The sequence below is a fragment of the Rhodopseudomonas palustris genome (assembly GCF_034479375.1).
Lineage (GTDB): Bacteria > Pseudomonadota > Alphaproteobacteria > Rhizobiales > Xanthobacteraceae > Rhodopseudomonas > Rhodopseudomonas palustris_M.
In genome coordinates, this window is record NZ_CP140155.1 from 101757 (window position 1) to 114317 (window position 12561).

At 63.8% G+C, this 12561-nt stretch carries 12 protein-coding genes; 4 read left to right on the forward strand and 8 right to left on the reverse strand.

The window, feature by feature from the left end; genetic code table 11:
* Positions 1-54 precede the first annotated feature (54 nt).
* Positions 55-801, forward strand: a complete 747-nt coding sequence (locus tag SR870_RS00510; RefSeq protein ID WP_322516106.1) for a Crp/Fnr family transcriptional regulator — start codon at positions 55-57, stop codon at positions 799-801.
* Between the two features lie 48 nt (positions 802-849).
* Here SR870_RS00510 and SR870_RS00515 read toward each other — a convergent pair whose 3' ends face one another.
* The 3 genes from SR870_RS00515 to SR870_RS00525 form a co-directional block, all read right to left on the reverse strand.
* Entirely contained in the window at positions 850-1578 is a 729-nt protein-coding gene (locus SR870_RS00515; RefSeq protein WP_416221112.1) for a Crp/Fnr family transcriptional regulator, read from the reverse strand.
* 355 nt (positions 1579-1933) lie between these two features.
* Positions 1934-2434, reverse strand: a complete 501-nt coding sequence (locus tag SR870_RS00520) for a flavin reductase family protein (protein WP_322516107.1) — start codon at positions 2432-2434, stop codon at positions 1934-1936.
* 106 nt (positions 2435-2540) lie between these two features.
* Positions 2541-3866, reverse strand: coding sequence for an acyl-CoA dehydrogenase family protein (locus tag SR870_RS00525; RefSeq protein ID WP_322516108.1), 1326 nt, complete (start codon positions 3864-3866; stop codon positions 2541-2543).
* Between the two features lie 16 nt (positions 3867-3882).
* On the opposite strand from SR870_RS00525, the gene SR870_RS00530 reads away from it, so the two are divergent.
* Positions 3883-4824, forward strand: coding sequence for a LysR family transcriptional regulator (locus SR870_RS00530; protein WP_322516109.1), 942 nt, complete (start codon positions 3883-3885; stop codon positions 4822-4824).
* A gap of 51 nt (positions 4825-4875) precedes the next feature.
* Here SR870_RS00530 and SR870_RS00535 read toward each other — a convergent pair whose 3' ends face one another.
* The 5 genes from SR870_RS00535 to SR870_RS00555 form a co-directional block, all read right to left on the reverse strand.
* Positions 4876-5847, reverse strand: coding sequence for an ABC transporter substrate-binding protein (locus SR870_RS00535; RefSeq protein ID WP_322516110.1), 972 nt, complete (start codon positions 5845-5847; stop codon positions 4876-4878).
* A gap of 24 nt (positions 5848-5871) precedes the next feature.
* Positions 5872-6690, reverse strand: coding sequence for an ABC transporter ATP-binding protein (locus SR870_RS00540; protein ID WP_322516111.1), 819 nt, complete (start codon positions 6688-6690; stop codon positions 5872-5874).
* Complete coding sequence (locus tag SR870_RS00545) at positions 6687-7427, reverse strand: ABC transporter permease (RefSeq protein ID WP_322516112.1); 741 nt, start codon at positions 7425-7427, stop codon at positions 6687-6689. The genes SR870_RS00540 and SR870_RS00545 overlap by 4 nt, the downstream gene beginning before the upstream one ends.
* The gene (locus SR870_RS00550; protein ID WP_322516113.1) at positions 7420-8811 is read right to left on the reverse strand and encodes an amidohydrolase; all 1392 of its coding nucleotides are present in this window, start codon (positions 8809-8811) and stop codon (positions 7420-7422) included. Before SR870_RS00550 ends, SR870_RS00545 begins: the two co-directional genes overlap by 8 nt.
* 447 nt (positions 8812-9258) lie before the next feature.
* Positions 9259-11037: a PLP-dependent aminotransferase family protein gene (locus SR870_RS00555; RefSeq protein ID WP_322516114.1), complete on the reverse strand. Its 1779-nt coding sequence runs from the start codon at positions 11035-11037 to the stop codon at positions 9259-9261.
* On the opposite strand from SR870_RS00555, the gene SR870_RS00560 reads away from it, so the two are divergent.
* Together SR870_RS00560 and SR870_RS00565 are read left to right on the forward strand one after the other, a co-directional pair.
* Positions 10997-11476: a CinA family protein gene (locus SR870_RS00560; protein WP_322516115.1), complete on the forward strand. Its 480-nt coding sequence runs from the start codon at positions 10997-10999 to the stop codon at positions 11474-11476. The two genes, SR870_RS00555 and SR870_RS00560, sit on opposite strands and share 41 nt — an antisense overlap.
* Positions 11473-12471 carry a GTP-binding protein gene (locus SR870_RS00565; protein ID WP_322516116.1) on the forward strand — a complete coding sequence of 333 codons (999 nt, stop codon included), beginning with the start codon at positions 11473-11475 and terminating at the stop codon, positions 12469-12471. The genes SR870_RS00560 and SR870_RS00565 overlap by 4 nt, the downstream gene beginning before the upstream one ends.
* Positions 12472-12561 lie beyond the last annotated feature (90 nt).

Consider the following 12561-nt stretch of genomic DNA (forward strand, 5'->3'; position numbering starts at 1 on the left):
CACGGTCGACCGCTCTGATCCGGCGCGCCTCGATCCGGGAGTTGCACCAGGCCAATGCCCAAGGCACAGACCGACCATGATCTGCGGAGCAATCAGTTGCTCGACGCGCTGGCGCCGGACAGCCGCAGTCGAATCGACCGTCATCTCGAGTCGGTCGAATTCAAGCTCGGCGACATGGTTTGCGATGCGGGCGGTCTGCTCAGGCATGCATATTTTCCGCGAGGATCGGTGCTGTCGTTGCTGACGGTGCTGGAGAACGGTACGGCTATCGAAACCGCCAATATCGGCCGCGAGGGCGCGTTCGGCCTGTTCGCCGCGATGTACAGCAGGGTTTCCTTCAACCGCTGCATCGTGCAGCTCGAGGGCCATACGGTCCGCTGCCCGATCGAGCGGCTGCAACATGAATTCGAGCTGAGCGGGAACGTTCGGAATCTGTTCGTCAGTTATTCCGAAACGTTGTTGTCTCAGGTTCAACAGACGGTCGCCTGCAATGCGATGCACACGACGGAAGAGCGGATGTGCCGCTGGCTGCTGATGATGCACGACAGGGCCGAAGGCGAAGCGCTTCCCTACACCCACGAGTTCCTGTCGCAGATCCTGGGCGTCAATCGGAAATCAGTGACGCTGGCGGCGCAATCGATGCAATCCGCGGGACTCATCAGCTATCATCGTGGAACGATTCAGGTGGTCGATCGTGCCGGCCTGGAGCTGGCGTCGTGCGAGTGCTACGCCATCGTCAAGCAGCGGTTCGAGGCCTTCCTGAAGCCGCCCTCGACCGCCTTGAAGAACGAGCTGGATTGAACGCAAGAGCTTGTGCCCTCCCGACCGAATGCCATCCACGTCGATCGATCAGTCGATCTTGGGGGCGAATTTCGCGGTCTTGGATTCGTCGCCGGAAATATGCGGCTGTTCGTGCAGCACGACATTGAGCAGCGAGTTGTGGATTTCGAGATGACCATTGTAGTCGATGAAACCCATTTTACGAAATTTGTTCATGAAGTAACTGACGCGTGAACGAGTGGTGCCGACCATTTCTGCGAGCGTTTCCTGGCTGACCTTCGCGATCACCTTCTTTGGTTCGCTGTCGTGGCCAAAATTCGCCAGCAGCAGCAGCGCGCGCGCCAGCCGCTTTTCGCTCGAATTGAACAATTGGTCGACGAGGTCGGCTTCGACCCGGATGGTGCGCGCCAGAACATGCGCGACGAACATTTCGGAAAAGGTCGGCTCTTTGTGCAGCACGGCCAGCATCGCCGGCTTGCTGATCCACATGATCTCGCATTCACTCATCGTCGACGCGGTAGAAAGCCGCCTTTCCTGTCCGGTAAGGCAGGCTTCGCCGAAGAATTCGTCCGGTCCAAGGATGGCAATCACCGCTTCCTTGCCCTGTTCGGACAATACGACGATCTTCACCTTGCCTTTTATGATGTAGAAGACAGCGTCCGAAGCATCGCCCTGGGAAAAAACGGTCAGGTTCTTGACATACTTGTTGACATTGTGGCCAACGCCGGTGGTTTTCAAGAATGCCACAGGATCGAGGGGCATGTGCTTGGTATCCGGAGCGTCGGGTGGCTTTGCCAAAATGTCTCCAAGCCTGAAAGGATTTGCCGAGGTCAGCAAGTGCTGAACTCACGGTCTCCCAGGCGCCCGGGCAGGATAACGTCTTTGCCGTCGGTTGTGAAGGGAAACGCACCCGCCGCCTGATGATCTCCGTCCGTGAGGTATCTGACCATCGCGGAGCTTCCAGCCAGATGTGCAAGCCGGATCGCGAGGCGCCGGCGCGTTACTCGGCCATACCGCCGGTAGCTCTTGCTATTCAGCTTCGTCCGGCCCGTCGCGGAAGGCAGCTCCGGAATGCGGCAGAATCCGCCACGCGGCTCTTCGACGCGACTCGTTCGGCACGTGACTACGCGGGTCACATCGGGCCGATGCGAGTTTACACGGGCTGAACGGCGCAGAACTCTCGATTGAAGTGGACAAGCGGCTTTCTGTCGGGCTGCAATCGCGAATTCTTGACTTCGCAGAAGAACACGCAGTGTTGGCCCAGTTCCGTTTCGCGAATGACTTCGCAATCGAGCACGGCGAGCGCATCGACGAGGGCGGGGACCCCGCTCGCCAGTTCGGTCCAGTCATGAGCGTCGAAGCGATCGGGACCTCTCACCGCCGGTGATCCGAACCGCTCGGCGAGACCGGAGTGGTCGTCCGAGAGGATGTTGACGCTGACGCGGCGGGTGACGCTGATGATACCGCGGGTGCCCGCGCCGCGGTTCACGCAGGCGATCAATGACGGCGGATCTGTCGTCAGCGAGCACACTGCGGTCATGGTCAGACCGTGCCATTCGCCGTTGTCGCTGGTCGCTACGATGCACACGCCGCCGGCGAGAAGGCGCATGCTCTGCTTGAACAGGTCCGACGACATCGGTGTTTCGGAGATCATGCACGTCCTCGCGGATACTCGATCAGCCGGTCAGTGCGACTCGCGAAGCCCAATCCAAATCGGCGATCGGAGGCGCGCTCGCACCACGGCGTGTCATCGAGGTGTGTCAGGCGAACGGCGCCGCCCGCGGGTTCTCGCCGAGCTCGCCGGTCAGCTTGAACTGACCCATCATGCCCGAGACGGTGTCGAAATCGATCACCGCATGGTGGCACGCGGTGCTGATGTCCCGGAAGGCGCGATAGACCGGGTTGCCTTCGTAGAGGCCGTGCGCGCCCGACGCCGCGTAGAGGCGATCGATCGCGCGGCGGCACAGTTCGACGACATAGGCCGCATCCCAACGCATCTGGATGCGATCCTCCGCCGACATCGGCGCCTGATCGATCGCTATCAAGGCATCGAAGCGATCGCACATGTCGGTGAGGAGTCGGCGCGCCGCGGCGATCTCCGCGCTCGATTCCGCCACACGCTTCTGCATCGATTGGTTGGCGGCCTTGACCACGCCGTATGGCGACACGCGCTTGGCGGTCGCATCGACGAAGGCCTTCAGGCCTCCCTCGGCCATGCCGAGCACGGACCCGGACAACATCGCGGGCAGCCCTGAATAGACGGACAGTCGATAAGTCGGCGCCTTGGCGTGCGGGCTGAGGCCGAGAAATGTCGGCTGGGTCGGAACCGCGCGGTGATCCGGGATGAAGGCGTCGGTGACGACGAGATCCTTGGATCCGGTTCCCCGCATGCCCAGCGTGTGCCAGGTATCGACGATCTCGACGTCCGCGCGGGGTACCATGACGTGATGGATCAGGTAGTCGTCCGGCCCGGGATCGGCCCTTCGAGCGCCGACGATGAACCACGGCGAATGGTCGGATCCGCTGCCGAACTGCCAGCGTCCGGTGAGACGCCAGCCGCCGTCGACGCGGGTCAGCGTTCCCGCCGGGGCCAGCGAGCCGGCCACGAGATTGTCGGCATCACCCTCGTAGACCTCGCGCTGGCATTCTTCCGGGAAGCGACCGATGATGTAGTCGTGCGCGACGCACACCATCAGCACCCAGCTCGCCGCCGAGCAGACTTTGCCGATCTCCGCGCATGCCCAGATGTGAGCGCTCGGCGACATCTCGTAGCCGCCGAACTGCTTCGGTGTAATCATGCGAGCAAGCCCCGATTCACGCAGGGCGTTCGCGGCATCGTCACTGAGGCGGCGCAGCTTGTCGCTCTCGTGCGTCGTGGCGGCGATCCGCGGAAGGATGGAACGCACCGCTTCTTTGTAGTCGAAGACGGAGCCGGTCGCGTCTTGCGATTGAACCTTCTGCATTGCGGATGCACTGTTCATCCCAGATCTCCTGATGGCCGCCGGTGAGGTTTTGTATCGGCCCGCGTCACGATTAGTTTGCGGATGCGCCACGATGTCGAGCGCCTTGATGTAAGTCAAATTCATAGTCATAATCGTCCGTATGAGCCGGACTAATGAATATCTCGATCTGAACTTGCTGCGGGTTTTTCTGGCGATCTGGGATCTGCGCAGCCTCACCGCCGCGGGGGATCGCCTGGGGCTGACCCAACCTGCGATCAGTCATGCGCTGCGTCGTCTGCGCGAGCGCTTCGGCGATCCGCTGTTCGTCAGGGTGGCGAACAGGATGCTTCCGACCGATGCGGCGGTACGGTTGCACGGGCCGCTCGATCAGGCGTTCGAGCTGCTCAATCGCACTCTGCAGAGCGGTGTGGTGTTCGATCCGCGGGTCACCGAGCGCACGTTCAGGGTCGCGATGTCGGACATCGCGGAGGTGTACATCCTTCCGCGCCTGATCAGCGAATTGTCGCGGATTTCCCCGTTCGTGCGCGTTCACATCGTGCCGCTGCTTCCGGACAGCGTCGTGAGCTCGATGCGATCGGGCGAGATCGATCTCGCGATCGGCGCCATCAGCGCGCCGGAGAAGGACCTGATCAGTATCGACACTTTCAACGATCGATACATCTGCCTGGTGCGCGCCAATCACCCGATTGCGAAGTCCAAGCTGACGCGGGCGAATTTCTCCAAGCTGCGGTTCTTCTTCGCCCGAACGACGTCGTCGGTCTATCAGTTGGCGGAGCAATGGCTCGCAGACGAAGACGCCCGGCCGCGGATTGCCGTGCGAGGGCACTTCACGACGGCACCGGAGATCGTTCGTCATTCCGATCTGGTTGCGATCTTTCCGAGATTGCTGGCGCTGGATCTACATCGTGCCAGAGATTTTCGCCTGCTCGATCTCCCGTTCGAGTTGCCCCCGATCGAAGTTCGCGTGCACAGCCATTCCCGCTTTGCAAACGACACCGGCATCAACTGGATGTGCCAGACCAGTGCGGCCATCTTGAGCCGGGAGGGCGGCACCGGGCGGGTGAAAGCGGACCAGCGCTGAATCGAGCGCCGGCCGTCGGGGTGGCTGGGCCGAAGCGCCGGTCCGCTCTCGTTACTTGCGTGGATCGAAACGCGTCGAGAAGGCCGCGGCCGGCACCGTGTCGAGATAGCCTCCGCCCATGACGTCGTTGGCCATCTCGCCGAAGCGTTTCAGGGTCGCGATCGTGGCGTCGTCCCATTTGGTGGTGTAGTCGGCCAGCACGCGCTGACGGAGAAGGTCGACCGCGGCAGGCTCCAACCCATATTTCTTGCCGTAAGCCTCGAAGACTTCGGGGTGACTCTTGACGTAGTCGAGCGCCTCGAGCCAGGCCCGCGTGAAGTTGGTCAAGGCTTCCGGCTCGGCCTTGATGAAATCGTCGTTCGTCGAGTAGCCGATCCAGAGGAAGTCGTCGCCGGTGCCGGCCTTGTAAGCGTCCGCCAGATTGCCGATCGATCTGTACTTGCCCGATCCTTCGAGCTTGGCTGCGAGCGGATCGAACATCACCGCGGCGTCGATCTCGCCCTTGTCGAGCAGCGCGGGAAGAAGCCCCGGCCCGGCGAACTGCAGATCGCCGGTCTTGCCCGGATCGAAATTGTAGAACTTGGATGCGATCACGCGAAACAGCACGGTCGCGGTCCCGGCCGCGCCGGCGAAGGAGCCGACCTTCTTGCCCTTCAGGTCGGCGATGCTCTTGATCGGCGACGCAGTCGGCACGATGACGTCGACCGTCGTGCCGCGCCCGACAGGGAAGATCATCGTCACCGGCATGCCCTTGCCGCGGAACTGGGCGATCGCCGTCCAGCCGCCGAAGCCGACATCGACGTCCTTGCCGCGGATCGCGGTGAACAATCCGTCGAGTGTCGGGTAGGCCCGATACTCGGCGGCAATGCCGTATTTCTTGTCGATCCCCTGATCGATCATCGCGCGCGACCCGATCTCGTTGAGGGATTGCGCGAGATCACCGATCCGCACTTTGACTTGCGCGGTTGCGGCGCTGGTCGTCGCGAACAGGACGGCGGCGAAGAACCCTAGACGGATTAGCATACTCGCTCCAATCGATTGACGGTTTCAGATGTTCATGCGGGCAGCAGTGTGACGGTCGAGATCGTCGACCAGACCCGATGGCGGCTGGCGGGCGATGGTCGGCGCAGCTTCGCGCCCGATGCCGTCGCCGAACGCCTTGATGACGTCGCGGCTCAGTTCGAACACGGCCGGGTCGTCGTAGCTGCGCGGCCGGGCGATCGGGACCCGCATCTCCTGCTGGAACGCGCCACCGGACATCACGAGAATGCGGTCGGCGAGGAAACAGGCCTCGTAGGCGTTGTGCGTGACGAAGACGATCGTCTTGCGGGTCTCCTCCCAGATCGTCAGCAGGTCGGTGCGGATGCGCCGCGCCGTGATCTCGTCGAGCCCCGAAAACGGTTCGTCCATCAGCAGGATGCCGGGCTCGACACACAGAGCGCGCACCAGTGCCAGCCGCTGGGCCATGCCGCCCGAAATCTGATGCGGATAGTAATTGCGATAGTCGGACAGTCCCGTCATTGCGAGATAGCGGGATTTCAGTTCGCTCCAGCGCTCCGTCGGCACGCGACAACTCGACAGTGCGAAGTCGAGGTTGCCTTCCGCGGTCAGCCACGGCAGCAGGCGCGGCTCCTGAAACAGATAGCCGATCCGGCCGCCGCTGACGTCGGCTCGACCGTCATAGACCTTGTCCAGACCGGCGAGGACGTTGAGCAGGGTCGACTTGCCGCAGCCCGACGGACCGAGGATGCACAGGAATTCGCCGACGCCGACCTCGAGGTCGAGATCCTTCAAGACGGTGTGGATCGCGCCGTCGCGCCCTTTGAAGGTTTTCCGCAGCGATGCGACGTGGATGGCGGGCTTCATACTGCGACCTCCGGACGCCAGGCGAAGATGCGGCGCTCGATCGGCTTCAGGATGACGAGCTCGATCAGTAGCATGATGATGGTGAACAGCAGCGTCCAGGCGAGAACCTGGCGCATATCGGCGAGCTGATACCAGTAGAACAGTTTGAACCCGACTCCGTTCGGGCGGCCGATCAATTCCACCAGAACCGTGATCTTCCAGATGATGCCAAGCCCGAAACGCGCGGACGCCATCACGTAAGGGTAGATCTGCGGAAGCAGCACGCGGCGCACGATGGTCGGTCGCGAGGCCTCGAAGATGCGGGCCATGGCGACGAGTTTGGTATCGACGTTCTTCACGCCCTCCCAGATGTTGATCGTGATCGAGGGCGCAGCGGTGACGGCGATGGCGATGATGGCGGCGCCCTCGTTCAGCCCGAACCACATGAAGGCCATGATGGCGTAGCACAGGCTGGGGACGGTCAGTCCGATCATCACCCAGACGTCGAGCACGGCCTCGGCGCGCCGGTTGAGCCCCATCAGGACGCCGACCGGAACGCCGAGCAGCAGCGCGAGAACGAGGCCGCCGACGACGCGCAGCATCGTCATGGCGACATCCGTTTCCACGCGCCCGCCGGCGATCTCGGCCCACAGCACCTTCGCGGTCTCGACCGGACCGGGGAAGATCTCCGGCGGCAATGTCAGCGACAGCAATCCCCAGACGATCACGGCGACCACCAGCGACACCACTTTAAGCATGGTTGGAAATCCCCATCAGTCGAGCCTCTGGAAGTGCGATCCCCGCGCTCGCCGCGCAGCGGCGCGCCACGCGGTCGACCTCGGCGAGCAGGGCAGTCTCGTCGACCGTCAGGATCTTGCGATCCCGCATCACGACGCGGCCGTCGATCACGGCGTCGCGGACATCGGCGCCGCGCGCGCTGTAAACCAGCGCCTTCTCGGGATCGAACAGCGGCGCAAGATGCGGCTGCCGCGCGTCCACCGTGATCAGGTCGGCGCGCTTGCCGACCTCGATCGATCCGGTTTCCGGCAGCCCGATCGCGCGCGCCCCTTCGACGGTCGCCATGCGAAGCGCGCGCGCGGCAGTGAGAGCGCGTGGATCGTTGGCCGCCGTCTTGGCGGTCGCGCAGGCGTATTTCATGCTCTCGAACAGATCCTGCCCGCAATTCGCCGCGGCGCCGTTGGTCGCGAGACCGCAGGTGATGCCTGCCGCGAGGAAGTCCCCGATCGGCGGAAACCCGGTTCCCCAGAACAGCCGCGTCGGCGGATCGAACAAGACGGCGGTGCCGCTCTGGGCGAGCAATTCGATCTCGCGGGGCGACACGTCGGAGCAGGCGATCGCCTGCACGTCCGGGCCGAGGCAGCCGACTTCATCGAGCAGTTCGACTTGACGGATGTCGCGACCGAAATGGCGCGCGATCATGTGATTGAACTCGGGCGACTCGGCGACGTGCATGTGCAGGGCGAGGCCGTTGTCGCGGGCGATCCGGCGCGTCTCGCGAAAGCCGGCCTCATCCACCACCCAGGGCAGCAATGGTCCGATCGACAGTCGCAGACGGCCGTCCTCATCGCCGTGCCAGCGACCGGCAAGGCGGCCGACTCGCTCCGCCTGCTCGGCGGCCGTCTCGCAGAACCGCGGGTCGAAACTCCGCGCTTCGGTCGCGCGCGCGACGGTGCCGCGGACGCCGCTGTCGCGGAGCGCGCGGAATGCGGAGTCTTCGGGATCGGATGCCGCCTGTGGCGGCATGAAGATGTTCTCGACGAGGCTGGTATTGCCGTTCTTGATGTTCTCGACGCAGCCAAGCAGTTCGGCGACGTAGAGCGCCTCCTCGTCCATCGCCGCCATCATCGGCATGATGAGATCGAGCCACTCCAGCAAGCGTCGCTCCGGGCCGATCGTCCGGCCGAACGCCATGCACAGATGCGTATGGGAATTCACCAGCCCCGGAAGCACGATCCTTCCCGTGGCGTCGATGACGAGATCGCAAGGCGGGCCGGGATCGTCGCTGCATCGTCCGACGGCGACGATGTCGCGCCCGTCGACCACGACCCGACCATCTTCGATGATCCGGCCGGCCTGGTCCATCGTGAGTACCAGGCCGTGCTCGATCACGATGCGCGTCATCGGGACCATCGGCCTGACGGCCGCTCCCTGAGGCTACTCAACACGCGGCCGTCAATCACAGGACCGACCATTTGGTCGAACGAGACCTGGATAGCGTCCATCCTTTGAGTACGACCATCTCTGAATCTGTGGCGTCCATTCTCAAAAAATGGATGCGACGTTGACTTAAGTCAAATTCATGGAAATAATTCTCTACATGAATTCTGTTGATGAGGTTAGCCTAGCTGCACGAAAATGGTGCTGACTGCTACTTATTAGTTCAGCCGTTGAACAATACGCGTGCGTTCTCCGGACGCTCTCGACGCATGCGGAGATCGGATGTTGGCAACGCTGGAACCCTACTTCTCGATGTTGTCGTCCACCAACAACGGCACCGCGGCTTGGATTGCATGAATCTTCGCTGAGCTGAAGATATTGGTGCGTCGCGAGCGGCGCATTCGCGCGAAGCTAGCCGGGAGCGAGCGGGGTGCGGTGCGCTCGCGCGCCGGGCCGCAGCAAGTCGTTGTCGGTCAAGACCTCGGCCAGCCGGTCGATGCCGGCCCGGATCTGGTCTTCGGACAACGAGGCATAGCCGAGCAGCAGCCAGCCGGTCTCGTACTGATCACCGTCATATTCATGACCGCCGCCGGACTGCACGGTATAGACCCCGATATTGCGGGTCCGCGCGATCGCCTTGATGTTGTGCGCCGGCGCGAGCGACGGCGGCAGCCGCCATGCGAGGTGGGTTCCGGCATCGGTGCCCATCAGTTCGACGTCGCCGAAGCGCTCGCGCAGTCGTGCGATCAGCGCGTTGCGTCGCGCATAGTAGTGCTGCTGACAGCGGCGCAAATGACGTGCAAAGCCGCCGCTCTGCATGAGGCGCGCCAGCGCGGCCTGCTCGAGCCAAACCTGGCCATTGTCGAGCAGCGCCTTCGCGGTCGCGGCCGCGTCCACCAGATGTTCGGGGAAGATCGCGTAGCCGGTCCGCAGTCCGGCGCCGAGCGTTTTGGAGAAGGTGCCGAGATAGATCACATGATCCGGCGCCATCGCGGCCAGCGCCGGAAGCGGCGCGCCGTCATAGCGGAATTCGTTGTCGTAATCGTCCTCCACGACGTGTGCGCCCGTGCTCTGGGCCCAGCGGGCGATGACCCTGCGGCGCTCCAGCGACAGCGTCGCCCCCATTGGAAACTGGTGCGACGGCGTCAGATAAGCGAGGCGCGCATGCGACGCGGCGACCTGCGACGTGTCGATACCGGCGCGATCCACCGCGATCGGGAGCAGCCGCATATGATGGCTTTCGAACAGATAGGCCGCGCCCTGATTGCACGGATTCTCCACCGCGATCTCGTCGCCCGGAGAGGCGAGCAGGCGGAGTACGAGGTTCAGCGCGAGTTGCGCGCCGGCCACGATCACCACCTGCTCGGGCCGCACGCGCAATCCGCGCGCGGCGCCGACATGCTCGGCGATTTCCATGCGGAGCTGCATCAATCCGCAGGGATCGCCGTATTCGGTCAGATTGTGTCCCGCGGCCGCGAGCGATTGCATCACCAGCCGCCGCCATGTCTTCAGCGGGAAAGCGCGCGGGTCGGTGCGCTGGGTCCAGAAATCGATCGGGATGTTCGAATTGTTGAGGATCGCGTGAGGGCGGCCGGTGAAGATCGAGGCAGCCGGCCGGTCCGTTGCCTCGGGGTCGGCGGGGACACCGATCCGTTCTGCGCCGACGCTGCGATCGGGCAACACGTCGGCCACGAAGGTGCCGACCATAGGCCGCGCGATCAAATAGCCTTCGTTGATCAGGCGCTCGTAGCCGAAGATGACCGAATTGCGTGAGACTTTGAGTTGGGTTGCCAACAGTCGCGACGACGGCACGGAAGCGCCGACGCGGAGCGTTCCGTTGACGATCTGCTCGCGGATCCGCTGATAGATCTGTTCCTGCAGACTTTCCGCGCCGGTGCGGTCGAGCGTGATAAGCACCTTTGTCCCCATCAAATTGCGCCCGGCCCAGCAAAGACTATTCCGGGCATTGCAGCAAGTCATAGCCGGGGCGCGGAGGTCCAGTTCGTAACGACCTTCTGGAACCACGCCGGCGAAGACGTTGACTTCGCGGGCTGGTGGCAAGCATCGTCGAGAAAAGTCGACTGCGAACGAGCTGATCATGCAAACAGACGAACTGTTCCTGAGCGAAAGCGAAACGATTTTTCCCGCCGTGCTGCTCGAAGCCGCGACGGCTGCGCTCGAGGCGGCCAAGCGCAAGGGCATTCGCCTGGCTGCTGCGGAGACGGTGACTGCGGGTCTGGTCAGCTCCTGCCTGACCTCGGTGTCCGGCGCGTCGCAGATCTTCGATCGCGGTTACGTGCTGTATCATGAAAGTGCGAAGGCGACCGGCCTCGGCGTCGCCGAGGAAGTGTCCGCGCAGCACGGTGCGGTGAGCGCCGAAGTGACGAAGGGACTGGCCGAGGGTCTGCTGTCGAACTCCGGTGCGGCGGTCACCGTCGCGGTCACGGGCTATGCGGGTCCAGGCGGCGGCAATGCCAACAACCCGGTCGGTACGATCTACGTCGCAGCCGCCCGCAAGGACGCGCCGCTGCTGGCGGAACGTCACGTCTTTCTCGGCAGCCGCGACAATGTCCGGCTTTCGGCCGTCGCGGCCGCGATCCGGCTGCTGACGCGGCAGATCGAGGCATGACTCGAATCCCGCTGGTGCTGCTGACGGGCTTTCTCGGCTCGGGCAAGACCACGCTGCTGAACGCGCTGCTGGCGGGCGACGACTTCTGCGATACCGCGGTGGTGATCAACGAGGCCGGCGATGTCGGCCTCGATCATTTGCTGGTCGAGCAGGGCGCCGACACGGTGACCCTGCTCGACGGCGGATGCCTGTGCTGTCGCGCCAAAGGAAGTCTGGCGCCGACGCTGGAAGGGCTGCTGCGGCGCAGCCGCAATGGCAGCCTGCCGCCGTTTCGGCGAATGGTGGTCGAGACCAGTGGTCTGTCCGATCCTGCGGCGGTGCTCGAGCAGTTGATCCCGGACGGTTTCTTCAACCACCGCATCGCGCTCGCCGGCGTCGTCACTGTCGTCGATGCCCGCGTGTTTCTGCAAACGGTGCAGGATCATCCCGAAGCGCGGATGCAGGTGGCGCTGGCGGATCGATTGCTGATTTCGAAAGCGGACATTGTTGGAGAGGCGGACGTGGCGGCGGTGCAGCGCGAACTCACCGCGATCAATCCGCACGCGCAGCAGATCGTCGTCCATCCGAGCGCAGCGACGTTGGAGATGGTCTGGCCGGATGCGCTCGACCTGCCGCGGGCCGCGACGCGGACGCGGGGCCCGGCATGCACCGGAGAGCCGCCACCGATCGTGACGGCCTCGCACGCCTTCGACGGCGCGATCGATCCGGACCTGCTGGACGCGTGGCTCGATCACACGCTCGGCTTGCTCGGGCCGATGCTGCTGCGGATGAAAGCGATGCTGGACATCGTCGGGTCGAACAGCCCCACCGTCCTGCACGCGGTGCAGGGCCTGCTCCACAAACCCGCCGATCTGGCGGCCTGGCCGGTCGCCGGGCAGCGCAACCGCATCGTGCTGATCGGCCGGGACGTGGATCAGCAGGTGCTGGTCGACGCGATCGATCGACTGGCGATCGCGGCCAGGCGGCAGGTGAGGACAACTGTGGCTCTTCACTGATCCGCAAGGTCGCCTCGCCGGGGGGGCTTCCTCCGCTCTGGTACCAACAACACGACAGCAGCCGGACCTTGGGGGCGGTGACAGGTCGGC

Coding starts and splice junctions, on each gene's coding strand:
- SR870_RS00535 (WP_322516110.1), bottom strand. CDS start 5,847: ATGCTAATCCGTCTAGGGTTCTTCGCCGCCGTCCTGTTCGCGACGACC.
- SR870_RS00510 (WP_322516106.1), top strand. CDS start 55: ATGCCCAAGGCACAGACCGACCATGATCTGCGGAGCAATCAGTTGCTC.
- SR870_RS00530 (WP_322516109.1), top strand. CDS start 3,883: ATGAGCCGGACTAATGAATATCTCGATCTGAACTTGCTGCGGGTTTTT.
- SR870_RS00550 (WP_322516113.1), bottom strand. CDS start 8,811: ATGACGCGCATCGTGATCGAGCACGGCCTGGTACTCACGATGGACCAG.
- SR870_RS00565 (WP_322516116.1), top strand. CDS start 11,473: ATGACTCGAATCCCGCTGGTGCTGCTGACGGGCTTTCTCGGCTCGGGC.
- SR870_RS00545 (WP_322516112.1), bottom strand. CDS start 7,427: ATGCTTAAAGTGGTGTCGCTGGTGGTCGCCGTGATCGTCTGGGGATTG.
- SR870_RS00540 (WP_322516111.1), bottom strand. CDS start 6,690: ATGAAGCCCGCCATCCACGTCGCATCGCTGCGGAAAACCTTCAAAGGG.
- SR870_RS00525 (WP_322516108.1), bottom strand. CDS start 3,866: ATGAATTTGACTTACATCAAGGCGCTCGACATCGTGGCGCATCCGCAA.
- SR870_RS00520 (WP_322516107.1), bottom strand. CDS start 2,434: ATGATCTCCGAAACACCGATGTCGTCGGACCTGTTCAAGCAGAGCATG.